Raw genomic sequence first — 25,661 nt, forward strand, 5'->3', positions numbered from 1 at the left:
GCTATCGTCGTAATTCGGCGGTAGCGTTTTCGTGTTATTTCACCGCAGCCAACCGATTTTTATCCCGAACTTTGTTAATATAAGTGGTAATAAACTCATCGTTGGATCTTGCATCATGCCTTTTCATTTTAATCGTCGTATTCAGGCGATTGCTATTATTGTTTTTAGCTTTTTTAGTCTCTCTGTTTTTGCCGAAGAGTTAACCGTAGAACGTTTGTTTAGTGGCCCCAGTCTTACGGGGGAAACACCAAAATCGTTAAAGTTTGCGCCCGGCGGGCAATACCTTTCATACTTAAAAGGCAGTAAGGAAGAGCCGCAACGTTATGATCTCTGGTTATACGATATCGAGGCCGAGACACATAAATTGTTAGTTGCGGCAGACCAGATAGCTGCCAGTGAACTTGAATTATCCGACGAAGAGAAAGCCCGCCGGGAACGCCAACGTATTAGCGGCAATGGCATAATTGAGTACAGCTGGTCAGCAAAAGGGGATGCGCTGCTTTTTCCCTATAACGGTGATGTTTTTTATTACCAGACTGACGAAGAAAAAGTGACTCAGCTGACAAAAACGGATGCTTTTGAAACTGACGTTAAGTTCTCGCCAAAAAGCAGCTACGTGTCTTTTGTCCGCGAACAGAATTTGTACTTTATTGACCTTGCCAGTGGTGAAGAACATGCGGTTACAACCGAAGGCGGTAACACGCTTAAGTTTGGTATGGCGGAGTTTGTTGCCCAGGAAGAAATGAAGCGCATGACCGGTTACTGGTGGGCTCCGGATGAGTCGGCTATTGCGTTAACCAAAGTTGATGAAAGTCCTGTGCCTCTCGCTACCCGCAGTGAGATATACGCGGACCGAATTGAAACCATACAACAGCGTTATCCGTTCGCCGGAAGCGACAACGTAGAGATTGACCTTGGGGTATATCAAATTGCTGATAAACAGACCAATTGGCTGCAGCTGGATAAGCTAAATGATGGGTATTTAGCCCGGGTTAAGTGGGTTGGTGACAGCAAACGTTTGAGTTATCAATGGCAAAGCAGAGATCAGCAAGCACTGACGCTTTGGCTTTATAATCGAACAAGTGAAACCCAGCGTGAGTTGTTGACAGAAACCTCAGATAGCTGGCTGAATCTGCACGATGACTTGTATTTCTTAAATGATAATAAGCATTTCATTTGGGCATCTGAACGAAGCGGTTTCAAACATCTTTATTTATATCGCCTGGACGGATCGTTAATTCGTCAATTGAGTTCTGGCGATTGGCAAGTAGATGAACTGGAAGCTATTGATGAAAGTACTGGCACGCTGTACTTTACCGCCCGGAAAAAATCACCACTAGAATCTCACCTGTATCGTACTCAGCTAAATGCAAGTTCTGCGGCCAACCCAACGCGCATTACAACGCGTGAAGGTATGCACCATATTGAATTTGATGCCGATGTGCGCTTGTATCTGGACACCTACTCATCGCCTCAGCAGCCCAAACAAGTAAGTTTGCACGGGCCAACTGGTAATCATTTGGTGTGGTTGGCTGAAAACGAAGTGACAGATGAGCATCCACTGTCTCCTTACTTGAGAAACTGGCGTTACCCTGAGTTCGGTGAGCTAAAAGCTGAAGACGGGCAGACGCTTTATTACAAAATGACCAAGCCAGGAGATTTTGATGCAGAAAAAAAATATCCGGTGCTGGTGTATGTTTATGGCGGTCCCGGAGCGCAGCGAGTAACCAAAAGCTGGGGCAGTGGTTTTGTTCAATATATGGCTCAACAGGGCTTTATTGTTTTCACTCTGGATAACCGCGGTTCGGCGAATAGGGGAAAGCGTTTTGAGGCACCTATTTATAAAAATATGGGGAGCCCGGAAGTAGATGATCAGGTGGTTGGGGTTAAGTATTTAACCAGCCTGCCTTATGTCGACCCAAAGCGCATCGGTATATATGGTCACAGTTACGGCGGTTACATGTCGCTGCTGGCTATGTTTAAAGCACCTGAATATTTTAAGGCTGGAGTGGCTGGCGCACCGGTAACCGACTGGCGTTTGTATGATACGCATTACACCGAACGTTTTATGGGCATGCCGGGTGATGGTAATGCCTATGAAAACTCATCGGTTTTTCCATACAGCGATAACTTAAAAGGTGATTTACTGATTTACCATGGAATGGCGGATGACAATGTTTTGTTTACTCATAGCACGAAGCTGTATAAGCAATTGCAGGACAACGCTCAGGCTTTTGAAATGATGAATTACCCGGGGAAAAAGCATTCTATTAACGGGCGTAATACAAAAATTCATTTATATTCAATGATTGCTCAATTTTTTCAACAAACCATTGGCGAACAATAGGTTATAATATGTACATATCTTCCATGAACAAGGAGTGACTATGCGCTTTTTATCTCGCCGACTGGTTATGCCAAATGATTTGAACTTTGCCGGGTCGTTATTTGGTGGCCGTATTTTAGAATGGATTGACGAAGAAGCTTATATCTTTGCCAGTTGCCAGTTAGGGGCAAAAAGCCTGGTAACTAAGCATATTGGCGCTATTACCTTTGAAACTTCGGCGTTTCAGGGCGATGTCGTTGAATTTGGTCTGCAGGTGAAATCTGTGGGACGCACGTCGTTAGCGATTACTTGTCTGGTACGCAATAAGCACACCAAGCAAAATATTTGTTCAGCTGATGATATTGTTTTCGTACATATTGATCCGGAAACTCGTCAGCCAACGCCTCATGGCAAAACCAAAGAGCAGTTAGACGATTTTCCAGAGCCGCTTTAAGCGGCTCTGATCTTTCATTTAAATTGGCGAACCCGGCGGTAACGGCTCGGGTTCGTATTGTTCCGGCCATTCCCCTTCGTTTAAGAATTTATCTAAATCTTTTGCCAATTGCTTTACGAGTAGTGAGTCGGACTTGGCAAGCTTCTGTTGTTGCTCAGCAAGCTCAGCTCGCATAACTAACCGGGTCTCTGCAGCCAGTCCCGAATTTTTTACCGCTCTTACTTCGGCGTTGATAGCTGTTGCCAGCAAGCGCTGCTGAACCGGGGCTTTCTTTGCGTTTTCCCAGTCGCTGAAAACGGTATTGAAAATAGCTGTCATCAGTCCGGCCGGAGAAGGCACTCGGTCATTGTCCGCGTGTTGTTGTGCTAACCGGTTCAGACGCTGGCTGTTTAACATCAAACTTAAACTGTGATCCGCCGCACTGGCAGCCATGCTGACGGTATCGGGTATTAGCCCTGTTTTACCACTGAAGTTTTCGCGCGATGAGCTTTCACCGTAAGCTGACGGAACCAGCCATTGTTTAATATGTGAAGGCACACGCAAAGTATCTGCCTGAATGGTTTTTAACAACTGTTTAAGAGCCGCTTGTTGTCTGGCGGCCCCTACCGGCTGGTAGTCGTCCGTAGAGTCGTCAGCCATATAGTAATGGTAGTTAACGCCGCCTAACCATTTTACTGCGGCTTCTGTTTGGTACCGGTGCAGCAAGTAAATAGGCACAAAGATCGATTGTAACTGGCTTAATGGCTGATCGCTGTTCAGCATGTCCTTGCTGAAGTTATCCAGCACTTGCTGGCGCACTGAAAGCAGGCGTTCAAGCTCGGTAACAGGTTCGCTGCCGTTATCCCATAAATGTGCCTGAGGGTGAGCACCACCGGCAGGGCGTGCATCTCTGTCTGAAATGAAGCTGAGATTGAGTGTTTTATTTTCATCCAGAATACGGGCGAGTTGCTCGTCAGACGATGGCATACCGCCAAAATCACTGTACCCATAAGCCAGAACTTGCTTATCCCATACTCCTAAGCCTTCTGTATAAGCGTTGCTTAGGCTTAAACCGCCATCGGTTGTCAGGTTTACCAGCGGGTGAGGGTAGTCCATAACGGAAGCTCTGTCTGACGCGCTGGCAGCAAAGTTATGAGCTACTCCTAAGGTATGGCCTATTTCGTGTGCACTTAATTGGCGAATACGAGCCAGAGCCATATTTTTTACCGCGCTTTTAAGTTCACTGCGGTCTTCGATAAAAGGCGTCAACAAGCCTTCGGCTATTTTCATATCCTGGCGAACACGCAGCGACCCCAGGGTGACATGACCTTTAATGATTTCGCCGGTACGAGGGTCTATTACCGACGAGCCGTAAGACCAGCCACGGGTTGCCCGGTGAACCCACTGAATAACGTTGTAGCGCACATCCATAGGGTCAGCACCGTCGGGCAGAACTTTTACCTGAAAAGCATTCTCGAAACCTAAGGCTTCAAAGCCCTGAGCCCACCAGCGGGCACCTTCAAGCAGTGCCGTTTTGACAGGTTCCGGTGCACCTGGGTCAAGATAATAAACAATAGGTTCACGCGCTTCACTTTGTGAGGCAATAGGGTCTTTCTTATTCAACCGGTGACGCGGGATATATTGCACTGTCATCGATTCGCCAAGAGGTGCTGCGTAGTCTTTAAAGCTGTGAGCCCAAAAACCGCTGTTTGGATGAAATTTCCGGGGTTGGTATCCGGCGTCAGGTAGCTTTATAAAGGAGTGGTGCAGGTGCAAAGAAAGTGCATCGGCGTTGGCCGCAACCTGATTTATCCACTGCCCTTTTCCGTCACCGACAAAAGTGACTTTCGCTTCTAGCTCCGTATTTTCTGAAAAGGCTTTGCTACGTTCAGGGTAAATGACTGAGCGGCTTGTATCGGCCTTAAATTGTCCTTGCTCGGTTTGCTGTAAGCGCTTACTAACACCGTGCACATCGCTAAACAAGTAAGGGGTGTAGTCGATTAACACACGTTCATCGTTGCTCGCAACAACGTCAAAACCATAAAGCACGGCGTCGGCAAACGCTTGATCGACACTGCTGCGTTCAGCCTGATTCCGCGTTTGTGCACGAAACTCGGTATTGTGTTGAACCAATAACGCCTTATTTCCTTCAACACGAAATGATGCTAACCGAGTTTCACCCAGTTGACCGCGGTCCAGCCCGACATCATTAGAACCTAACCCCCAGGGAAGACTGGTTTGAAAAATAAACTGTGGTCCTTGCCTCGGCACTTCCAGATAAAACTTTGCACTAGCTTCATCGTGGTAAAAGGTGAAAAAACCGGGGTGCTCCTGAAATGACGAAGTGAACTCGTCAATGCCGGGAGCTTCGGTTTTTGCCTGGGCCGTTACCGACATCAACAAAGCGAGTAACAGCAGGGTTTTTGAAAGAAAGTTTTGCATTTTTATTATCCTAATTGTTCGGCAATTTCTTCTAAAATTTGCGTCGTCCATTGTTCAATACGTTCATCTGATAGCTCATATTGGGAGTCTTCATCTAGTGATAAACCGACGAACTGAGTGTTATCTGCGGTTAACGCTTTGGAGGCGGCAAATTCGTAACCCTGATTTGGCCAAAAACCAATGCGCTTGCAGCCGTGGTTGGCTATGGCATCGTGCAGCATGCCCAGAGCGTCCTGGAACCAGTCGGTATAACCTTCCTGATCACCCATTCCAAACAGCGCAACAACTTTACCGCGCAGGTTCACGTCATTTATGTCGTCCCAATGGCTTTCCCAGTCTTCCTGAAGTTCGCCAAAATCCCAGGTGGAAATACCAAAAATAAGAATATCAAATTGCTCAGCTTCTTTTAGCGGGGTATTTTTTATATCAAACAGCTGAACAATGTCCTCGCCAATGGCTTGCTGAATTTTTTCTGCAGCAATTTCGGTATAGCAAGTGGTAGAGCCGTAAAACAAGCCAATTTCCAGGGACATAATAACTACCTCTGTCATAGGTTGAGTCTTTGATGCGGATGCATTGTAACAAAAAGACCGTTAGAATGAGCGCCTTTGTTTTTCAACGGGAAACTGCAGATGGGAACTCGTACGGACTTTGATCAATTAGTGGAACGACTTGAAACCGTATTCGATGATGCGGTGGTTTCCGGCACAGATGACGAGCTATTTGCCTGCGGTTATTTGCGCGGGCATTTCGACTTAGTCGTTGCGCAACTGGAAATGGCTGGTGAGACTCAACCGGAGAGAATTATGCCGGCTTTGCGTGAGGCAGTTCACAAAACGCGGCATGAGTTGTCTCCGGCTGACCAGACTCACATTAACAATGTATTGGATAAGTTAGCCCTTAAAGCGACTAACGGAGATGCGGCGTAAAGCATCTTGAGTTAACGGCGTTAACTCTCCGGTTAACTGACAGGCAATCACTTCTGCCAGAATAGGGGCAGAAGTGAAGCCCCGAGACCCCAGCGCTGTAATGACATATAAGTTTTCGGCAACCGCTCCGGTAACAGGCTGGTGATCGGGGCTGGTCGCCCGTACCGAGACTCTTTGGGATGTTAACTGCAGAGATTCAGCCCATGGCTGCTTCGCGTTTTCAGCGAGTTGTTTCAGGTTTTCTTCGTCATCTTCGGGGGTTGGTTCTAAATCCTCTCTGTCGCGATTAAAGCTTGCGCCAACACAGTGATGGTTGCCATCTTCCGGAACTAAATACCCTTTAAAGCATAAAACCGTTTTTAGTGAAGATAATAACGGTGTTGTTTGAACCAGACTGACTTGTCCGCGAACTGGTTGTATTGGCAGGGGGTTAACGCTTTCCGGCAATAACCCATTGATGTGATGACCGGTGGCAATAAGAACTCGCTCAGCGGCCAGCAAACTTCCGTCCTTTAGTGATATCTGCCAACTGCCACTTTCAGTTTTCTCCAGAGCCTTAGCTTCGCCTTCAATAAGATCAATTTGTGCTGCTTCTAAAAGACTTTTGACCACAGCCGCCGGTCGTAACCATCCGGCTTTAGGGTAAAGCAGCGCCGGAACCGCCAGCGAAACCCCGGCTGCTTGTTCTGCTTCCGGCTGAGATAAATAGCGTACCGTGTCTGGCGCATACAGTTCATCGGCTATACGTTGATAACGCCGGGCTCTGTCGTCGTTAAATGCTGGCTGCATAACCCCCACGGGAAACCAGTGGTCGTCACAAAAATTACGGTAGAAGCTGGTGGCTGTAGAAAACGCCTGCCAATAGAAGCGACTGAGCGGCGTATGCTCGGCGTGTAACAGAGGGTAAACGGCTCCTTGAGGATTTCCGGATGCGCCGTCGGCGCTACCTGCACTAACGACTCTGACGTTAACGCCTCTTTGCTTCAGTGCCAGGGCTGAACATGCCGCGCTAATGCCGCCACCAATAATGGTAACGTCACGTCTGTCGTAATATTTCTGACAAACTTCGGCGCTATGGTAGTGACCACAAAGCATTTCTCGTTTGCGACCAAAGCCCGTTACTTTTTGAACTTCGAATCCGCTTTGTTGTAGTGCTCTTCTTACGCTGCCAGCAGCGGTGAAGGTAGCAAAGGTTGTTTCGCTGTGTGCGGTTTGCTTCATGGCATCAAAAAGTGTGGGCTGCCACATTTCCGGGTTCTTTGCCGGAGCAAAACCGTCGAGAAACCAGGCGTCAATTTGGTGTTGTGCCTGTGGAAGCCATTCGGGCAATAGCTCATTGAGGTCGCCTATCCACAGATCCAGAATGACCCGGCCCTGTGATAGGATAATGCGATGACAGCCGGGATCGGTTGCCGGGTAATGCTCCAGAAACAACTGACTGAATTCCTTTAAGGGTTCCAGTAATTGGTATGCTTGTTCAAGTTGCTGACGCGATAAAGGGAACTTTTCAAAACTGACAAAATGGAGACGTGTATTGGCAGGTGCCTGCTCTAAAAAACGTTTCCAGGTCAGAAGAAAGTTCAAACCTGTACCAAACCCGGTTTCGGCTATGGTAAAGCTATAATGAGCCGGTAGCGACAGCCAGCGACGGGGTAATCCGTTTTGCGCCAGAAATACGTACTGACTTTCGTCAACACCGCTTTCGACAGAAAAATAAATATCATCGAAAGTAGTGGAAACGGGTACGCCTTGCTCGTTAAACTGAACAGATGAATTAGAATTCAAGCGGCTATCCCATGATTTATTGGTTGATGACCGCTATAATAACAACTTTACGAACAACAGTGGACAAAGCAGACCACATTCACACACGACGTTGGTAAGATATCGACGTAGCAATGTCAGACAGGATTATAGAATGAGAAGAGCTGTTATCACCGGACTTGGTATTGTATCAAGTATCGGGAACAATCAAGAAGAAGTGCTGGAGTCATTACGTACCGGCAAATCGGGTATTACCCGTTCAGAATCTTTTGCTGAAATGGGCTTGCGTTGTCAGGTATGGGGCGAAGTTAAGTTAGATCCTAAAGACCATATTGACCGCAAAGCGTTGCGTTTCATGGGCGATTCGGCGGCTTATGCCTATATCGCAATGGCTCAGGCTATCGAGGATTCAGGCTTAACCGAAGAGCAAGTTTCTCACCCGCGTACGGGGTTAGTTGTTGGTTCCGGTGGCGCTTCTGGTGAACATCAGGTTGCAGCAGCTGATATTTTGCGTGAACGTGGCGTGAAAAAAGTTGGCCCATACATGGTACCTCGTTGCATGGCGTCAACGACTTCAGCTTGCCTGGCAACACCTTTTAAAATTAAAGGTGTTAACTATTCAATTAGTTCTGCTTGTGCAACCTCTGCGCACTGTATCGGTCATGCGCTGGAATTAATTCAGTTCGGTAAACAAGACCGAGTATTTGCCGGCGGTGGTGAAGAACTGCACTGGACCCTGGGCATGGAATTTGACGCTATGGGCGCATTAAGTACTAAGTACAATGATACGCCTGAAAAAGCTTCACGTACCTACGACCAGGGGCGAGACGGTTTTGTACCTGCTGGTGGTGGCGGTATTCTGGTTATTGAAGAATTGGAAGCGGCAAAAGCTCGTGGCGCCAAAATTTACGGTGAAATTGTTGGTTACGGTGCGACTTCAGACGGTTACGATATGGTAGCTCCGTCGGGTGAAGGCGCGGTTCGTTGCATGAAAATGGCAATGGAAACGGTGGATACTCCAATCGACTATCTGAATACTCACGGTACCAGTACACCGGTTGGTGACGTTAAAGAGTTAGAAGCTATTCGTGAAGTTTTCCCAGAGAAAACGCCGATGATTAGTGCTACTAAAGCAATGACAGGCCATGCTCTGGGCGCAGCTGGTGTGCACGAAGCTATTTACTCTCTGCTTATGCTTAAGAATGGTTTTGTTACACCTTCAATCAATATTGAAGCGTTGGATGAAAAAGCCGACGGCATGAACATTATTCAGCAGACGACTGAAGCACCACTTAGAACGGTTATGTCTAATAGCTTTGGCTTCGGTGGTACAAACGCATCGTTAGTGATGCGCCAATACTCTGAATAATCGACTAGATCGGTTATTTCGATGAAAATCGTTGCCGATCAGAATATTCCCGCACTTTCCGACTTATTGTCGGGTGCGGGAACACTTTCCTACTTTTCTGAACGAATCCCTCCGCAGAAACTGTTGGCAGAAGCTGATGCTTTACTCGTGCGTTCTGTGACTCAAGTTGATGAAGTACTTTTAGAACAAGCTCCCGAACTTAAGTTTGTTGCGTCCGCAACCATTGGCACTGAGCATATCAATCTTCAGGCTCTAGAAGAGCGAGGCATTGGCTTTGCACACGCGCCGGGGGCGAATGCGCAGTCAGTTGGTGAGTATGTTTTGTGCGCCGTGCTCAATTGGTTAAATGGCAAATCCCGGTATATAGCTGACGAAATCGATGTTGCTATTGTTGGTGCAGGGCATACGGGGAAAGCGGCGGGAAAAAGGCTGGAAGCTCTGGGACTCAATGTTCATTATTATGATCCGCCCTTGTGTAAAAAAGGCGTTAAGTTTGTGCATGACCATTGGCAGCGTGTACTAACGGCCGATATTATCTCCTGTCATGTCCCCCTGACGCGGGACGGCGATTTCCCGACTCAGCATTTGTTTGAAAATACGGCATTGCAGTCACTGCATTCGCAGCAGTTACTAATTAATGCCAGCCGGGGTGCGGTTATCGACAATAATGCCTTACTGGAGCGTGTAGAGCAGGGGGAGCGGCCATCGCTGGTGCTGGATGTATGGGAGAATGAACCCGAAGTATTGTCAGGCTTAGTGCCTTATGTTGATATCGCAACTCCACACATTGCCGGACACAGTCTGGAAGGTAAAGTCGGCGGGGCGGTAATGATTTCAAATGCATTGCTGGAACACTTTGGTAAGCCCGCCGATAAGACTTTGTCTGATGTGTTGCCGGGGAAGGCCTGGAATGAACGTGATGCCGATGAGTTGAATTCACTGGAAAGTCTTAATTTGTGGGCAAAAGAACACTACGACTTGTTCCGGGACGATGAACTTTTCCGACAACAGGGTCTCACTACCGAAGGTTTTGATAGTTTACGACGCAATTATCGCAAAGAAAGCCCGCGCAGAGAGTTCATTAATCAGGTCGTTACATGCCATAATAGCGAGCAATATATCCAGTTTTTACAGTTGGGCTTTAGTGCCCGGCTATTGTCTAAGTAAGGAGTTAGCATGTCACATGGGTTTCGCGTTGCTGTATTAGGTGCAACAGGTTTAGTGGGCCAGCAAATGATAGAAATTTTAGCTGAGCGAAAATTCCCGGTGGCAGAACTTTTCCCTTTAGCTAGTGCCCGCTCTGTTGGCGCAACAGTTGATTTTAATGGCGAAGAAATAGAAGTGTTAGATGCTGGTGAGTTCGACTGGTCTAATGCTGATATCGCGTTCTTTTCAGCGGGCGGTTCAATTTCACGCGAGTTCGCCCCCAAAGCTGCTGAAGCAGGCTGTGTGGTTATTGATAACACCTCTGAATATCGCTACGAGCCGGATATTCCTTTGGTGGTGCCGGAGGTTAATGCCTGGGCGCTAGCCGATTTCAGAAACCGCAATATTATTGCTAACCCGAATTGCTCGACCATTCAAATGATGGTGGCACTTAAGCCTATTCATGATGCGGTTGGCATTGAGCGCATAAATGTCAGCACCTATCAGTCGGTATCCGGTGCTGGTAAAGAGGCGATGGAAGAGCTGGCAAAGCAGACTGCAGAACTTTTAAACGGCAAGCAGCCGACGGTCGCGAACTTCAGTCGACAAATTGCTTTCAACTGCATTCCTCAAATAGACGTTTTTCAGGAGAATGACTACACCAAAGAAGAAATGAAAATGGTGTGGGAAACCCAAAAGATATTTAATGACCCCAGTATTCGGGTTAACCCTACGGCGGTAAGGGTTCCTGTATTTTTCGGACACGCAGAAGCCATTCATATCGAAACGCGGCAGCCAATTACCGCTGAGCATGCAAAACAGCTGTTAAGTGAGGCTCCTGGTGTTACTTTAATGGAACAGCGCGAGGAATTTCCGACTCAAGTGGGAAATGCTGCTGGCAATGACGATGTCTTTGTAGGGCGGGTACGGGAAGATATCAGCCACCCTAATGGACTGAACCTGTGGGTTGTATCGGACAACATACGCAAAGGCGCGGCAACCAACAGTATACAAATTGCGGAAACTTTAATTCGTGATTACTGGTAATTTCAGCAGCTGTATGTCATAAAGTTTTTTTAACGAACGCCGTTAAAGATAAGAGCAAAGCGCGGGCAGAGACTAAAGGATGAGAAAAACCAAGATAGTGCAGGTACTGAGATACTTCTCGCTGGCAGCCATGGTGTTGTCCGGCAGTATGACTGTCGCTGCAGCAGGTTGGCAGGATGGCGTCGTTATAAAAGGCGAGAAAGGCTCAGAAGCAACCGATGTTCGTATCGGCCAGGAGCGCTATGGGCCTATAAGCAGCAACGACACCTTGTGGGATATTGCGCGGCGTTATAAGCCACACTCCAGTGTGACCCAGTATCAGACTATGGTTGCTATTGTGCAGGCTAATGACGATGCCTTCGTCGATGGTAATATGAACCGCATGCTCAATGGTTTTTACCTGCGTATACCTTCCTTGCAAGAAATCAAAATGGTTAACCCCGAAGCGGCTCGTCGGCAAGTCGTGGTAGATAGCCAATTAAAAACCAAGTCTCAACAACTCTCGCAAGCTCGGCAGGACACCCAGAAAACTCGCGCTGAACAGCAACAGTTACTGGAACAAGCCAGGGCAAAAGCTGAACAAACCATTCAGGAAGTTGAACAGCGTCAGGAACAAAATTTTCAGGAGCTACGCTCTGATATGCAGCAGTCTATGCAGGCGGTTGAACGCATGTATGGAGAGAATAAGTCTCTGCAGGAGCGTATTGACTCGTTAGCGTCGCGTTTAGATGAGCTCGCCAGTAATGTAAGCAAAACCGATGAGCTGGAAGTTCAGTTTCAACAGGTATTAGCTCAACAGCGAGAGTTGCTTGAACAGCAAGCCCGGGAAGAAATGGAGGAGGAGTCAGGTTTTTCCGACTGGCTGCAAAGCCCTCTGAATATGTTGCTTGTATCGGTGTTGCCGGCTCTGCTCATTATCGGTCTTATTGTTTTCTTCTTTTTACGCCGTTCAACGAAACCGGCAGAGGAAGATGAAGAGCAGGAAGAGAAAACCAGTAAAGAGCTCACCGAAGAAGAAGCCGCGGCTGAACTCGATAAAGAATTGCTGGGTGATGTGCCTAACGACAGTACGGATGGTTTATTCGATATCGACGGTGAAGAAAGTGCTGACGATGAAGGTGACGACTTAAGTGCGTTAGAGGCCGAGTTAACCGGGAACTCGAGCGAACCGGAAGCCGCTGATTTGAGCGTTCGTCTTGATGATGGAAAAGACGATGCCAAGAAGGAAGAGCCAAAACCGGCAGCAGAAGCTGAACCGGCTGTAGAAGACGATTTGGATGATGATGATCAGGCTGTGTTGCCGGATGAAGAAGACGAAGAGTCTAGTGAACTGTCTCAGGATGAGCTGGACCGTTTGTTTGGCGAAGCCGACGACGACGATGAACAGGCCATTGACCTTTCCGTCAATGATGAAGAAGAGTCGCCGGAGTCATCAAGTGTAGACGCTGATGAACCTGATTCAGAAAATATTGAGCAAGAAGGTGAAGCAACAGAAGAAGAGTCTGCAGTAGCGGATGTCGACGATATCGATGACATTCTGTCCGACAACGCGCCTTCAGAAACCCCTGAAGAAGCTGAGAGCGATGATGAGCCTGCGGCTGATGAAAAGCCGGACGAAGGTGAAAGCGAACCTGATGAAGAAAACGATGATTTGTTGCCGGATGACTTTGACGACAGCGAAGTTGATGATGTTCTCGCTGAATTAGGTCTTGCAGAAAACGAAGCCGATGAGCCGGAAGGTGAGAAAGCGAAAAGCACAGAAATAGACAGCTCCGAAGCAGCAGATGAACCAGACGCTGATGAGGTTCAACCAGAAGAGACTGCTGAACCTGAAGAAACCGAGCTAACCTCGCAAGAGGAGAGCCAGCCTGTAGAAGAGGACACCGAAGAGGATAATCTGGAACAGTTGCTGCAAGAGTCGGATGAGCTGACGCAGTCGCTGGACGATCTGGATGATCTTGAAGAAGAAGTTCCCGACGACGATGCGGAACTTGATCAGGCTGAAGATGAAGCTGACAAAGACTTAGAATCATTATTTGGCGGTACTGATAACGCAGATAACACTGCCGATGAAGATGAGCTGGCGACAGAAGAAGACGAAACCGAAAAGGAAGCCGAAACTGACGCGTTTAGTGCTACCGACGATGATGAATTTGTGGATATTGACTCCTTAATGGCGGACGCCGATGAGGAAGACGAAGACAGCGATCGCTATCAGTCCTCGGCAGTAAAAGACGTTTTACCGGATGATGAATCGGGAGATGCTGAAGGTGCTCCAGAAGATGATGATCCGGCGGGTCAGCTTGACCTGGCCAGAGCCTATATTGAAATGGGCGAAGAGGATGAAGCACGGGAGATTCTTCAGCAATTAGCAGAAGGTGATGATGAAGCGCTGGCAAATGAAGCTAAGACGCTGCAACAAAAACTAGATTCGTAGGATAAAGTAGTATGCGAATGGCCTTATGCCTTGAATACGACGGCAGTCGTTATTATGGATGGCAACGACAACGTGAAGTAGCCAGTGTTCAACAGTGTGTTGAAGAGGCTTTGAGTAAAATAGCGAATGCGCCTGTTGAGGTAACCTGCGCTGGCAGAACAGATGCTGGCGTTCATGCCACTGCACAAATAGTGCATTTTGATGTCCCGGTACCAAGAGCTGATGTCGCCTGGACATTAGGCGTGAACAGTAATTTACCGGCCGGTATTGCTGTGCGTTGGGCGCAGGAAGTTGACAGTGATTTCAGTGCCCGTTTTAGTGCGACGTCGCGGCGTTACCGTTATATTATTGCTAATACCAGATTTCGTCCGGGTATCCACTCGGCCGGGGTCAGTCATTATCATCAGCCACTTGATGCAGAAGTTATGCAAGAAGGCGCTCAGGCGCTTATTGGTGAACACGACTTTACTGCATTTCGGGCATCTCATTGCCAGTCGCATACGCCGTTTCGCAAGGTTTCCGATTTAACAGTTGAACGCCGTGGCGATTATATTATCGTGGATATTTCTGCGAATGCCTTTTTGCACCACATGGTGCGCAATATCGTCGGCAGCCTGATCGTTGTTGGCCAGCATTTGCAGCCGCCGGAGTGGATTGGCGAACTGCTAAGAGAAAAAGACCGCACCAAGGCCGCAGCTACAGCGAAACCCGGCGGACTTTACCTGGTGGCAGTAACTTACCCAGAACACTATAATATACCGGAGGCTCCACTGGGACCTTTGTGGCTAGGCGATTAAGAGTCACTGTTATGACCTCTTTGCTTGACCCATTTGTGGTACCATGTAAGCTACATCAAATTGACTAATAACAGCCTTTGGGCGGAATAGTATGAGCTGGATAGAAAGAATTCTTGCGAAGCCAAAAATTAACAAAAGACGTGGCGTTCCAGAGGGCGTGTGGAGTAAGTGCACGGCCTGTGGCAATATTATTTATAAGGCTGATTTAGAACGCAGCCTTAATGTTTGCCCTAAGTGTGATCATCACATGCGGGTTACCGGGCGCAGCCGTTTAGATATTTTTCTGGATAAAGACAATCGCGAAGAAATAGGCACAGATTTAGAGCCAAAAGATGTTCTGCGCTTTAAAGATTCCAAAAAATACAAAGACCGTATTGCTGCCGCGCAAAAAAGCACGGGTGAGAACGACGCCCTAATTGCCGAGAAAGGTACCGTAAAAGGCGTTCCTCTAGTCGCGGTTGCCTTTGACTTTAACTTTATGGGCGGCTCCATGGCATCGGTGGTAGGGGCTAAGTTTGTACTGGCTGCCGAAGTCTGCCTTAAGCATCGTATTCCGCTGGTATGTTTCTCTGCCTCCGGCGGTGCTCGTATGCAGGAAGCTCTGATGTCGTTAATGCAAATGGCTAAGACCTCTGCGGCTTTAGCTCGTATGAGCGAAGAAGGCCTGCCGTTCATCTCGATATTAACCGACCCGACCATGGGTGGTGTTTCTGCGAGTCTGGCAATGTTGGGCGATATTCATATTGCTGAACCAAAAGCTCTCATCGGCTTTGCCGGACCTCGGGTTATTGAACAAACGGTTCGTCAAACCTTACCGGAAGGTTTTCAACGCGCTGAGTTCCTGCTGGAACATGGGGCTATCGACATGATTACCGACCGTCGTGATATGCGCGATACTGTTGCCCGTTTGTTGGCGAAAATGCAAAACTTACCTTCTACCGAAGCTACGGAAGTAAGTGTAAACGAGTAATGGCGGAGATATCCTCATCAGCTCCTGCAGTGACTGCATCACTGCAGGAGTGGCTGACCTACCTCGAAAAACTTCATCCGAAAAATATCGATATGGGTCTGGAGCGTGTAGCCAGAGTGGCTGCTAATGCCGGCGTATTAAAGCCGGCAGCTTTAGTCATAACGGTTAGCGGAACCAATGGTAAAGGCTCAACAGTTTGCTATCTGGAAACGATTCTGCAAGCGGCAGGTTACACTACCGGCGTTTATACTTCACCGCATATTACCGAGTATCGCGAGCGAGTTCGGGTTAATGCGCAAGAATTGCCGGACTCCGAACACGTTAAAGCATTTCATGCTATTGAGCAGGCTCGTAACAATACGTCATTAACTTATTTTGAGTTTGGTACGTTAGCGGCGCTTTGGTTAATGGGTCGCCAGTCTCCGGATGTCGCTATTCTTGAGGTAGGCCTGGGTGGGCGTCTAGACGCGGTTAACTGTGTTGACGCAGACGTGGCTGTGGTCACCAGTATCGGCATCGACCACATTGCTTTTCTCGGAAATAATCGTGAGCACATTGGGTATGAAAAAGCCGGTATTGCCAGATCGGGTAAGCCATTAATTTGTGGTGAAGCAAGTCCAACGGCCAGTATTGCAGAAAGCGCGGAGCGCATCGGGGCTAGGCTTTATCAAGTCGGGCGTGACTTTCATCGTACCGAATACGATGAAAGCTGGAGTTATCGTAGTCAGAACACCCAATTGAATGACTTGCCGTTACCAAAACTGCCTCTTATCAACGCGTCAACAGCCATTGCGGCTATCGAACAATTGCCGTTACCAGTCAGCTTATCGGCTATTCGTGAAGGTATTACTCGGGCAAGTTTACCTGGGAGAATGCAGTCTGATACCGTTAATGGTATTGAAGTTTTGCTGGACGTTGCGCATAACCCGCAGGCTGCAGTTTATGCTAGTCGCTATTTGAATAGATTTTATCCACAACATAAAATTTTTGCTGTTGTGGGGATGTTAAGTGACAAAGACCATGCCGGTGTCGCTAATGCCTTGAGTTCTCAGGCTTCTGCCTGGTATCTTGGCTCACTGTCAGAGCCGCGTGGTGAAACTGCTGATAACTTGGTGATCAATGCTAAATTACCTACAGAATCCTGTTATCTGTTTGAATCGGTGGAGCAGGCGTTTGCAGCAGCAGTGACAGCAGCGCAGCAATGGCAAATGAATGACGGCAAAGCTCTGGTTTTCGGCTTCGGCTCGTTTTACACTGTAGCGAGAATTAACGCGTATCTAAAAGGAGCTTGAGCTTTGTCCAGTCCTCTACAAAATCGTCTCGTTGGCACTTTAATACTTGTGGCGTTAGCCGTGATCATTATTCCAGATGTGCTTGATGGCGAAAAGAAAGAGCCTGTGGAACCAATGGAAACCATTCCATTAAAACCCGCAGTAGAGGAGCAGCTGAAGAAGCCGGAAACTCTATCAGATACAACTGTAGCAGAACCCGTTACGGTTGAAGAAGCATCATCAGATGTTGAGAAAACGGCAGATGAGGCCGCTTCGGTTCAGGAGGACAGCAACGTACAAGCTCCACCACGTGAGCCAGCCGAGTTCGCGGTCGATGGTAAAGCCTGGGTTATTCAGTTAGGTGCTTTTAGTCAGGAAGATAGTGTTAAGCGGCTTATTTCACAGCTACAGGCAAAAGGCTTTGCCGCATACTCTCAAGAGACGTCCGGAGGTTCTTTGATCCGTGTATTGGTTGGTCCGGATACATCAAAAACAGAACTAGAAAAGCAACTGACGCCGTTAAAAGAGCTAACTGGCCTTGAAGGTAAGGTCATTACCTACCGGCCATAAGTTTTGCAATATATGCGAAAAGAAATCACATTATGAATCGCATTCTGTTAAAATCGCCCGCGTCTTTAGCTCAGCAATTGTGAGTCACTATGCTCTGGATTGACTACGCCATTATCATTGTTATTGGCCTTTCTACGCTTATCAGCCTGGTAAGAGGATTCGTTAAAGAAGCCGTATCTCTGGCCATCTGGATAGCAGCTTTTTTCATCGCTAGTCAGTTCTACGAAGATCTTGCGGTATACTTTACCCAAATTGGGGACCCGTTGGTCAGAAACGCAGCCGCTATTGCTGCACTATTTGTAGCGACACTTATTCTGGGCGCTATTATCAACTATATTCTTTCTCAATTAGTCCATCACACCGGCTTGTCCGGAACCGACCGGGTACTTGGTCTGGTTTTTGGTGCCTTACGCGGAGTGCTAATTGTCAGTGCGTTATTATTCTTTATCGACTCCTTTACTACCTTATCTTCCAGTGACTGGTGGAAGGAGTCCGTGTTAATTCCCCATTTCGGTGTATTTATTCAGTGGTTTTTCAGTTACCTGGAAAACAGCTCCAGTTTTTTAGTCCCTCAACCTGTATAAAAAGGTGAAAAGACATGTGTGGTATTGTTGGTATTGTTGGTAAGCAACCCGTTAACCAAGCGCTTTACGATGGGTTAACTATGCTTCAACATCGTGGCCAGGACGCCGCTGGTATTATGACAGTTGATGAACACTGTACTTTGCGTTTAAGAAAAGCCAACGGACTGGTGCGGGATGTGTTCCATACGCGTCACATGCACCGCTTGTCGGGTAACGTCGGTATTGGTCATGTGCGTTATCCTACGGCCGGAAGTTCGAGCTCAGCAGAAGCGCAGCCATTCTATGTTAACTCGCCTTTTGGTATTGCCATGGCGCACAACGGTAACTTAACTAATGCTGCTGACGTTCAGGAACATTTGTTTCAAACGGCCCGTCGTCATATTAATACCACCTCCGACTCGGAAATTTTGCTGAACATTTTTGCCAATGAGCTGGATAAAAACGAGAGTTTAACGCTGAGCGAAGAAGACGTTTTTCGCACCATGACCGCGGTTCACCGTCAGGTTCGTGGTTCTTACGCTGTGGTAGCCATGATTCTGGGTCATGGCATGGTTGCATTCCGTGACCCATGGGGCATTCGTCCTTTAGCTCTGGGTAAACGTGATACCGAAGACGGCGAAGAGTACATTGTTGCCTCTGAAAGCGTTGCCATTGACGGCACCGGTTTTAAATATATGCGCGATGTCGAGCCTGGCGAAGCTATTTATATTACAAACGATGGCAAGCTGTATTCTCGTCAGTGCGCTGATAAGCCAATACATTGTCCGTGTATTTTTGAGTACGTGTACTTTGCGCGTCCCGACTCGTTTATTGATGGCATTTCGGTGTATGCATCAAGGGTTAATATGGGCCGTAAGCTGGGCGAGAAGATAAAGCGTGATTACGGCGAACTCGATATTGATGTGGTTATTCCAATTCCTGAAACCAGCTGTGATATCGCTTTAGAGATAGCCAGCGTGCTGGACTTACCTTATCGCCAGGGCTTTGTGAAAAACCGTTATATTGGTCGTACCTTTATTATGCCGGGACAGACTCAGCGACGTAAATCAGTACGCCGAAAGTTAAATGCCATTAGCGCGGAATTCCGTGGTAAGAACGTTCTGCTGGTTGATGATTCAATTGTACGTGGAACAACGTCAGAGCAAATAATTGAAATGGCTCGTGAAGCCGGTGCGAAGAAAGTATATTTTGCTTCAGCTGCTCCGGAAATTCGCTTCCCGAACGTTTACGGCATTGATATGCCAAGCGCTAACGAGCTGATTGGTCACGGACGTGAAGCAACGGAAATTCGTGACATAATTAAAGCTGATGGTCTCATTTATCAGGATCTTGACGACTTAATTGAAGCAGTAGGAGCAGAGAACCGATCAATTAAACGTTTTGATACGTCGGTATTCAGTGGTGAATACGTAACGGGTGATGTGAGCCAGGAGTACTTAGATCGTTTGCATGCGGCACGTAATGACGTTGCAAGGTCCGATCGTGACGGCTCAGAAGACGCCAACCTCGAACTTCACAACGACAACGATTAATTCATTCTGAAATAAAAGACTGAGCGCTGGGCGCTCAGTCTTGCTGGAATGGGTACACCGAACCCAGCTTCATAATTTGTGTTAACTCATCAAGTGCCGTGCGTGATTCTTCCAGTAGCGCCGGGTCACGTAAATCATCTACTGCTAACTCATCACGGTAATGCTTCTCTACCCATTGATTCAAACGATTAAATAACCCGTCAGACATCAGGCAATTCTGGTTTGCACCCGCTATTTCTTCATCGTTTAAAGCAACACGTAAACGCAAACAGGCTGGACCGCCCCCGTTGCGCATACTCTGTTTCACATCAAAGTACTCAACCCGCTTAATTGGGCTGTCAGCGCTTTGCGTCAACTGCTCAAGATAGGAACGGACATTATCGTTTTCCTGGCACTCTGTAGGCGCGATAATGGTCATTTGGCCGTCGGGCGGTGTAATTAACTGAGTATTGAATAAGTAGGTATTTACTGCGTCCTGAATGCTCACTTGTTCTGTAGCAACTTTAATGAAATGTAGCGGATGTTCGCCGAATTTACGTTGAATTTCTGCTAATTTCGACTCGGTATCAGTAAAGGCCTGCTCGTGATAAAAAAGCACATTCTGGTTACCGACCGCGATAACATCATTATGGAATACGCCCTGGTCAATAACATCGGGGTTCTGCTGAATGTAAACGGTGTTGTCTTCACTTAAACCATGCAACCGGGCAATTGCCTGAGAGGCTTCCAGAGTCTGTCTTGCCGGGAAGCGCTTAGGTGCTGGTTTAGAACTGTCGAAGGCGTAACGGCCAAAAACAAAGAGCTCAATTCCGGCATGACCATATTCACGACACAGACGGGTGTGGTTCGCGGCACCTTCGTCACCAAAATGTTCATTGTCCGGCAGGTGGGTGTGATGCTCAAAATAACGACCATTATTGAACATTGCCTGCAGAATACGGCCACTGGTTTGTGGTTCTAACGAACGGTGAAACTTATTGGTCAGATTCGCCGGAGTGAAATGCACTTTCCCATTTGCTGTGTCTGCACTGGGCGAAACTGTCGCGGCATTGGCTGTCCACATACTGGAAGCGGAGCAAACGGCCTGAAATATGGCGGGCGCTTCGGTTGCTGCACGGTATAAAACCTCGGAATCGGTACCGTGGAAGCCCAGGCGGCGTAATGCAAAAATATCCGGGCGTTCCTGTGGCGCCAACACACCTTGCTTCATTCCCATATCGTGCAAGGCTTTCATTTTTTTCAGACCTTGCAGGGCAGCATGTTTGGGGCTGGATGTTGCTTTTGCATTGGCTAAAGAGGCAACGTTGCCGAACGACAGTCCAGCGTAGTTATGAGTTGGCCCAACCAAACCGTCATAGTTGACTTCGAAGTGTTGCATGCTCACTTGTCGATACTCCCTGCACGTATCGTGCACCTAAAAATAGAAACTTAATTGCCATTATACTGTTTTAAAACGGCCTTGAAAGCCTTTATTTTTCTGGACTTTGGCTTGCTAACGTAATTGTGACTGTTTATTTAACTTGTGCGAATTTTTATCAAATAACCGAGTTGCGGTTGTTTCTGCAAGCGATAACCGATATACCTAAAAAAGGCCGCTAAAGAGCAATTGCACTTGTAATTGTTACTGTTAGCACGTATATACACGGTCATCTACAACAAGAGAACGATTATTCTATGGCAAAATCGCTCGTCATTGTCGAGTCTCCGGCAAAAGCCAAAACGATTAATAAGTATTTAGGTAAGGACTTTGTCGTTAAGTCCAGTGTTGGTCATGTCCGTGATCTGCCTACCCGTGCCACTGAGACAATAAAGAGTAAGCCGGCTGCAGAAGTACGCAAGATGTCGCCGGATGCTAAGGCAAAATACCAGAAAGAACGTGATTATAAGCGACTGATTGCTCGTATGGGGGTTGACCCGGAAAATGACTGGGAAGCGCATTACGAGGTTCTGCAGGGAAAAGAAAAAGTCGTTAAAGAGCTAAAACAGTTAGCCAAAAAGTCAGATGAAATTATTCTGGCAACGGATTTGGACCGCGAGGGAGAGGCGATAGCCTGGCACTTGCGGGAACTTATTGGTGGTGATGACTCGCGATATAAACGCGTGGTGTTTAACGAAATAACGAAAAAAGCCATTCAAGAAGCTTTTCAACATCCGGCAGAGCTGAACACCGACCGGGTTAATGCGCAGCAGACCCGACGTTTCCTGGATCGGGTCGTTGGTTTTATGGTGTCGCCCTTGTTGTGGAAGAAAATCGCCCGAGGGTTGTCAGCAGGACGTGTCCAATCTGTCGCTGTAAGGCTTGTGGTTGAACGTGAGCGTGAAATTAAAGCCTTTGTACCGGAAGAGTACTGGGACGTTCATGCAGACTTAAACACGCCTGCGGACGAGTCTCTGCGCATGCAGGTGATGAAGCAGGCTGGTAAGAACTTCCGTCCGTCCAATAAACAGGAAACGGACGCAGCTTTAGCACTACTGAAAAAAGCCGGCTATGAAATTACCGGGCGTGAAGATAAGCCAACGTCCAGTAAACCCAGTGCGCCTTTTATTACCTCGACTCTGCAGCAAGCCGCCAGTACCCGATTAGGCTTTGGCGTTAAGAAAACCATGATGATGGCTCAGCGTCTGTATGAAGCAGGCCACATTACGTACATGCGTACCGATTCAACCAATTTAAGTTCTGAGGCTGTCGATGCTTGTCGTGAATTAATTACCAAGGACTTTGGTAAAAATTATTTACCGGACGCTCCTGTTCGCTATGGTGCAAAAAGTAACGCACAGGAAGCGCACGAAGCGATACGTCCGTCAGATGTGAAGGTTAAGTCAGAGTCACTGGCTTCTGTGGAGCGAGACGCGCAGCGTTTGTATGAGTTGATTTGGCGTCAGTTTGTGGCCTGCCAAATGGTACCGGCTCGATACGATAGTACCACCCTGACGGCAACCGCCGGCGATTTTGAATTGAAAGCTCGCGGACGCGTGATGCGGTTTGCCGGTTGGACTAAGGTGATGCCTCCGGCCAGTAGTAAAAAAGACGGTGATGCGACCTTGCCTGATGTGAAAAAAGGCGATGCATTACAGCTGGAGAAACTGAACCCGGAACAACACTTTACTAAGCCACCGGCGCGTTATGGTGAGGCTTCTCTGGTCAAAGAACTGGAGAAACGAGGCATTGGTCGTCCATCAACTTATGCTTCAATTATTTCTACCATTCAGGATCGCGGTTATGTTCGGGTGGAGAGCCGTCGTTTCTTTGCCGAGAAAATGGGTGAAATTGTCAATGATCGGTTGATTGAGAACTTCACTGAGCTAATGAATTATAACTTTACGGCAGAAATGGAACAGGCGCTGGATGATATTGCTGCCGGGAAACGTGACTGGAAAGAGACTCTGGATAAGTTTTATGCAGACTTTAAAGAGCGCCTGGAAAAAGCAGAACTGGAACCGACTGAGGGCGGCATGCGTGAGAACAGCATGGTTCTTACCGATATCGATTGCCCTGAGTGTGGTCGTAAAATGGGAATAAGAACAGCGTCCACGGGCGTATTCCTTGGCTGTTCTGGCTATAACTTACCGCCCAAAGAACGTTGTACCAAAACGCTTAACCTGACACCGGGCGAAGAAGCGATAGAGGTGACTGACGAAGAAGAGCGCGAAACAGAAGCGCTTCGTGCCAAAAAGCGTTGCCCTAAGTGTGGCACCGCAATGGACAGTTACCTTATTGACGAAAAGCGTAAGCTTCATGTTTGTGGTAACAACCCAACATGTGACGGTCAACTGGTTGAAGAGGGGACTTTCCGCATTAAGGGGTATGACGGACCCACCATTGAATGCGATAAGTGTGGTTCTGAAATGCAGTTAAAAACGGGACGTTTTGGTAAGTACTTCGGCTGCACTAACAGTGAGTGTAAAAACACCCGAAAATTACTGCGAAGCGGGGAAGCTGCGCCACCGAAAGAAGACCCAGTGCCGTTGCCTGAGTTACCTTGTGAAGAGTCGGATGCTTACTTTGTGCTAAGAGACGGTGCCTCCGGTATTTTCCTGTCGGCCAATACCTTCCCTAAATCGAGAGAAACTCGGGCAGTTACGGTAAAAGAACTGGCTAAGTTTAAAGATCGTTTACCGGAAAAGTTCAAGTACCTGGCTGAAGCCCCGAAAGAAGATGATGACGGTAATGATGCTATTGTTCGTTTTTCAAGAAAGAACAAAGAACAGTACGTTGTTACTGAAATTAAGAAGAAACAAACGGGCTGGAAGGCTTTTTACCGCAGTGGTAAATGGCAGGTAGAAGAAAAGTAGTTAAAGGCTTACGAGCAAACACTCATTTTGCCAATAGTTAAAATATAAAAGCAGGACTAACATAGTGCGGTGTCTATTGAAGGACACGGCACACCGGACACGGAGGTCCTCATGTTATTGTCTCGCTTGAGCATAACACTTCCCGCTGCTTTTCCGGCAGCGGGTTTTTCTTTTCTGAACCCCGTTAAAATATTGAAAAAACAATCCGGGCAGGCGAGTGTTGAGTTGCTGGTCGTTTGGCCTGTTATTGTCGCCTGCGTTTTTACTTTTGTTCAGGTTCTCTTTATTTGGTGGGCGCAGCAAACACTTACAGTAGCGAATCAGTATGCAGTGAGAGCAGGAAGTCTTAACCATGGTAACAATAATGCCATGGTGAACACGCTGGCGGCAGGAATGGCCGGTTTAAAACCACAACTGAACATAGATAACAAAATAGCCGCCGCAGCTGAGGCTATAGCTAAACAGCGACTTCATTTCTCGCGCTTTGGACAATTAAAGGTTCTGTCACCCAGTACTAATGATTTTCGCCAGTTTTCGGACTGGCGCTGGGATAACGAATTGCAAAAAGACGTACTGGAAATTTCGGTTGACCATTATCATGCACGGGCTGGCGATAATGCCTCCGAGGAATGGCATCAGGCACGCGTTTTGGTTATTGAAACTTATTGGTGCTTGCCACTGGAAATTCCAATTGCTGCTGATTTTCTGGCGGCAACACAGAGTTTAGTCTCAGATTCAAAAGCCGCGACTTACTGTGCAGGCCGAAGTACTTTATTTGATAAACCGTTGTGGGGGTTATCGAATACCGCTCAACATGTCATGTTAAGCGGCTACCGACAGCAATAAAATTTAACGAACGTCGTGATAATCGACACAGGCCTGCAATGTGTTCTCAATTAACGAGGCAACTGTCATGGGGCCAACGCCACCGGGAACAGGAGTGATCCAGCCGGCTCGCTCGGCAGCGACAGAGAACTCCACGTCACCGGTTAATCGACCATCGGGCAGGCGATTCATTCCTACATCTATGACGATGGCGCCAGGTTTAATCCACTCGCCAGGAATGAACTCCGCTTTGCCTACCGCAACAACAACGATATCAGCACGCTTGACATGATCGGATAAGTCTTTGGTAAAGCGATGACACACCGTCGTTGTTGCTCCTGCCAGTAATAACTCCAGGCTCATTGGACGACCAACAATATTCGATGCCCCGACAACCACTGCGTTTAAGCCGTGTAAGTCAACGTGCGTATGCTCTAACAGTGTCATAATACCTTTGGGGGTACAGGGGCGCAAAGCCGGGATACGTTGTGACAAACGTCCAATATTGAATGGATGGAAGCCGTCGACATCTTTATCCGGGCGAATTCTTTCTAAAATTGGTGTGGCATCCAGACCCGCAGGCAACGGAAGCTGAACTAAAATACCATCTACGGCGTCGTCATCGTTCAGATCTTCAATGAGCTTCTCAAGTTCTTTCTGTGTTGTGGTTATTGGTAAGTCGTAATCAAACGAACGAAAACCAACGTCTTCACAGGCACGGCGCTTGTTGCCCACGTAAACTTCTGAAGCGGCGTCGCTTCCGACCAGAACAACAGCTAACCCTGGTGCGCGTAATCCGGAATCAATGCGTTCTTTTACTTGCTGTTTAACCGCCTGGCGAACAGTGGCAGCGATGGTTTTACCATCGATAATTTGAGCTGGCATAATGACGTTCCCAAAGATGAGAGAATTCAAGGTGATATATA

Annotated in this window: 20 protein-coding genes; 15 read left to right on the top strand and 5 right to left on the bottom strand. The window is 47.6% G+C overall.

Annotated features, from left to right (window positions below):
- Positions 1 to 115 precede the first annotated feature (115 nt).
- Together DET62_RS00980 and DET62_RS00985 are read left to right on the top strand one after the other, a co-directional pair.
- Entirely contained in the window at positions 116 to 2,347 is a 2,232-nt protein-coding gene (locus DET62_RS00980) for a DPP IV N-terminal domain-containing protein (RefSeq protein WP_110012650.1), read from the top strand.
- 40 nt (positions 2,348 to 2,387) lie between these two features.
- Positions 2,388 to 2,780, top strand: coding sequence for a hotdog domain-containing protein (locus DET62_RS00985; RefSeq protein ID WP_011234277.1), 393 nt, complete (start codon positions 2,388 to 2,390; stop codon positions 2,778 to 2,780).
- Positions 2,781 to 2,798: 18 nt separating this feature from the next.
- On the opposite strand, the gene DET62_RS00990 is transcribed toward DET62_RS00985, so the two are convergent.
- Both DET62_RS00990 and fldB read right to left on the bottom strand, forming a co-directional pair.
- Positions 2,799 to 5,201, bottom strand: coding sequence for a zinc-dependent metalloprotease (locus DET62_RS00990; protein ID WP_110012649.1), 2,403 nt, complete (start codon positions 5,199 to 5,201; stop codon positions 2,799 to 2,801).
- A 5-nt stretch (positions 5,202 to 5,206) separates the two neighbouring features.
- Positions 5,207 to 5,728, bottom strand: coding sequence for a flavodoxin FldB (gene fldB / locus DET62_RS00995; RefSeq protein WP_034820885.1), 522 nt, complete (start codon positions 5,726 to 5,728; stop codon positions 5,207 to 5,209).
- Between the two features lie 105 nt (positions 5,729 to 5,833).
- On the opposite strand from fldB, the gene DET62_RS01000 reads away from it, so the two are divergent.
- On the top strand, positions 5,834 to 6,130 hold the full coding sequence (locus DET62_RS01000) for a YfcL family protein (protein WP_011234274.1): 297 nt from the start codon (positions 5,834 to 5,836) through the stop codon (positions 6,128 to 6,130).
- Here DET62_RS01000 and mnmC read toward each other — a convergent pair.
- Positions 6,095 to 7,915 (bottom strand): bifunctional tRNA (5-methylaminomethyl-2-thiouridine)(34)-methyltransferase MnmD/FAD-dependent 5-carboxymethylaminomethyl-2-thiouridine(34) oxidoreductase MnmC, encoded by a 1,821-nt coding sequence (gene mnmC / locus DET62_RS01005; protein WP_110012648.1) that lies wholly within the window; start codon positions 7,913 to 7,915, stop codon positions 6,095 to 6,097. The two genes, DET62_RS01000 and mnmC, sit on opposite strands and share 36 nt — an antisense overlap.
- Positions 7,916 to 8,048: 133 nt before the next feature.
- Here mnmC and fabB point away from each other — a divergent pair, with 133 nt between their 5' ends.
- The 10 genes from fabB to purF all read left to right on the top strand — a co-directional run bounded on the left by fabB (position 8,049) and on the right by purF (position 19,617).
- Entirely contained in the window at positions 8,049 to 9,263 is a 1,215-nt protein-coding gene (gene fabB / locus DET62_RS01010) for a beta-ketoacyl-ACP synthase I (protein WP_011234272.1), read from the top strand.
- 21 nt (positions 9,264 to 9,284) lie between these two features.
- Entirely contained in the window at positions 9,285 to 10,430 is a 1,146-nt protein-coding gene (locus DET62_RS01015) for a 4-phosphoerythronate dehydrogenase (protein ID WP_110012647.1), read from the top strand.
- A gap of 9 nt (positions 10,431 to 10,439) precedes the next feature.
- Entirely contained in the window at positions 10,440 to 11,456 is a 1,017-nt protein-coding gene (locus DET62_RS01020) for an aspartate-semialdehyde dehydrogenase (protein WP_110012646.1), read from the top strand.
- Positions 11,457 to 11,535: 79 nt separating this feature from the next.
- The gene (locus DET62_RS01025; protein ID WP_110012645.1) at positions 11,536 to 13,893 is read left to right on the top strand and encodes a FimV/HubP family polar landmark protein; all 2,358 of its coding nucleotides are present in this window, start codon (positions 11,536 to 11,538) and stop codon (positions 13,891 to 13,893) included.
- Between the two features lie 11 nt (positions 13,894 to 13,904).
- Positions 13,905 to 14,690: a tRNA pseudouridine(38-40) synthase TruA gene (truA, locus tag DET62_RS01030; protein ID WP_110012644.1), complete on the top strand. Its 786-nt coding sequence runs from the start codon at positions 13,905 to 13,907 to the stop codon at positions 14,688 to 14,690.
- A 91-nt stretch (positions 14,691 to 14,781) separates the two neighbouring features.
- Positions 14,782 to 15,660, top strand: coding sequence for an acetyl-CoA carboxylase, carboxyltransferase subunit beta (accD, locus tag DET62_RS01035; protein ID WP_011234267.1), 879 nt, complete (start codon positions 14,782 to 14,784; stop codon positions 15,658 to 15,660).
- A complete protein-coding gene (folC, locus tag DET62_RS01040; RefSeq protein ID WP_110012643.1) occupies positions 15,660 to 16,952 on the top strand; it encodes a bifunctional tetrahydrofolate synthase/dihydrofolate synthase in 1,293 nt (430 codons plus the stop codon). Before accD ends, folC begins: the two co-directional genes overlap by 1 nt.
- A 60-nt stretch (positions 16,953 to 17,012) precedes the next feature.
- Entirely contained in the window at positions 17,013 to 17,501 is a 489-nt protein-coding gene (locus DET62_RS01045; RefSeq protein WP_243734820.1) for an SPOR domain-containing protein, read from the top strand.
- Positions 17,502 to 17,590: 89 nt separating this feature from the next.
- Positions 17,591 to 18,085 (top strand): CvpA family protein, encoded by a 495-nt coding sequence (locus tag DET62_RS01050; protein WP_011234264.1) that lies wholly within the window; start codon positions 17,591 to 17,593, stop codon positions 18,083 to 18,085.
- A gap of 14 nt (positions 18,086 to 18,099) precedes the next feature.
- Complete coding sequence (purF, locus tag DET62_RS01055; protein WP_110012641.1) at positions 18,100 to 19,617, top strand: amidophosphoribosyltransferase; 1,518 nt, start codon at positions 18,100 to 18,102, stop codon at positions 19,615 to 19,617.
- Between the two features lie 34 nt (positions 19,618 to 19,651).
- Here purF and astB read toward each other — a convergent pair whose 3' ends face one another.
- A complete protein-coding gene (gene astB / locus DET62_RS01060) occupies positions 19,652 to 20,995 on the bottom strand; it encodes an N-succinylarginine dihydrolase (RefSeq protein ID WP_011234262.1) in 1,344 nt (447 codons plus the stop codon).
- 296 nt (positions 20,996 to 21,291) lie between these two features.
- Here astB and topA point away from each other — a divergent pair, with 296 nt between their 5' ends.
- Positions 21,292 to 23,910, top strand: coding sequence for a type I DNA topoisomerase (topA, locus tag DET62_RS01065; RefSeq protein WP_110012640.1), 2,619 nt, complete (start codon positions 21,292 to 21,294; stop codon positions 23,908 to 23,910).
- A 111-nt stretch (positions 23,911 to 24,021) separates the two neighbouring features.
- Complete coding sequence (locus DET62_RS01070; RefSeq protein ID WP_110012639.1) at positions 24,022 to 24,756, top strand: TadE family protein; 735 nt, start codon at positions 24,022 to 24,024, stop codon at positions 24,754 to 24,756.
- Between the two features lie 3 nt (positions 24,757 to 24,759).
- On the opposite strand, the gene folD is transcribed toward DET62_RS01070, so the two are convergent.
- Positions 24,760 to 25,620: a bifunctional methylenetetrahydrofolate dehydrogenase/methenyltetrahydrofolate cyclohydrolase FolD gene (folD, locus tag DET62_RS01075; protein WP_110012638.1), complete on the bottom strand. Its 861-nt coding sequence runs from the start codon at positions 25,618 to 25,620 to the stop codon at positions 24,760 to 24,762.
- Positions 25,621 to 25,661: the final 41 nt, after the last annotated feature.

The organism is Idiomarina sp. H2, from assembly GCF_004364275.1.
Classification (GTDB): domain Bacteria; phylum Pseudomonadota; class Gammaproteobacteria; order Enterobacterales; family Alteromonadaceae; genus Idiomarina; species Idiomarina loihiensis.

Bases quoted from the DNA above. Each gene is read 5' to 3' on its own strand.
- astB (WP_011234262.1), bottom strand. From the start codon at position 20,995: ATGCAACACTTCGAAGTCAACTATGACGGTTTGGTTGGGCCAACTCAT.
- DET62_RS01025 (WP_110012645.1), top strand. From the start codon at position 11,536: ATGAGAAAAACCAAGATAGTGCAGGTACTGAGATACTTCTCGCTGGCA.
- truA (WP_110012644.1), top strand. From the start codon at position 13,905: ATGCGAATGGCCTTATGCCTTGAATACGACGGCAGTCGTTATTATGGA.
- fabB (WP_011234272.1), top strand. From the start codon at position 8,049: ATGAGAAGAGCTGTTATCACCGGACTTGGTATTGTATCAAGTATCGGG.
- DET62_RS00990 (WP_110012649.1), bottom strand. From the start codon at position 5,201: ATGCAAAACTTTCTTTCAAAAACCCTGCTGTTACTCGCTTTGTTGATG.
- DET62_RS01070 (WP_110012639.1), top strand. From the start codon at position 24,022: ATGTTATTGTCTCGCTTGAGCATAACACTTCCCGCTGCTTTTCCGGCA.
- accD (WP_011234267.1), top strand. From the start codon at position 14,782: ATGAGCTGGATAGAAAGAATTCTTGCGAAGCCAAAAATTAACAAAAGA.
- DET62_RS01050 (WP_011234264.1), top strand. From the start codon at position 17,591: ATGCTCTGGATTGACTACGCCATTATCATTGTTATTGGCCTTTCTACG.
- DET62_RS01000 (WP_011234274.1), top strand. From the start codon at position 5,834: ATGGGAACTCGTACGGACTTTGATCAATTAGTGGAACGACTTGAAACC.
- DET62_RS00980 (WP_110012650.1), top strand. From the start codon at position 116: ATGCCTTTTCATTTTAATCGTCGTATTCAGGCGATTGCTATTATTGTT.
- folD (WP_110012638.1), bottom strand. From the start codon at position 25,620: ATGCCAGCTCAAATTATCGATGGTAAAACCATCGCTGCCACTGTTCGC.
- purF (WP_110012641.1), top strand. From the start codon at position 18,100: ATGTGTGGTATTGTTGGTATTGTTGGTAAGCAACCCGTTAACCAAGCG.
- topA (WP_110012640.1), top strand. From the start codon at position 21,292: ATGGCAAAATCGCTCGTCATTGTCGAGTCTCCGGCAAAAGCCAAAACG.
- DET62_RS01015 (WP_110012647.1), top strand. From the start codon at position 9,285: ATGAAAATCGTTGCCGATCAGAATATTCCCGCACTTTCCGACTTATTG.
- DET62_RS01020 (WP_110012646.1), top strand. From the start codon at position 10,440: ATGTCACATGGGTTTCGCGTTGCTGTATTAGGTGCAACAGGTTTAGTG.
- DET62_RS00985 (WP_011234277.1), top strand. From the start codon at position 2,388: ATGCGCTTTTTATCTCGCCGACTGGTTATGCCAAATGATTTGAACTTT.
- folC (WP_110012643.1), top strand. From the start codon at position 15,660: ATGGCGGAGATATCCTCATCAGCTCCTGCAGTGACTGCATCACTGCAG.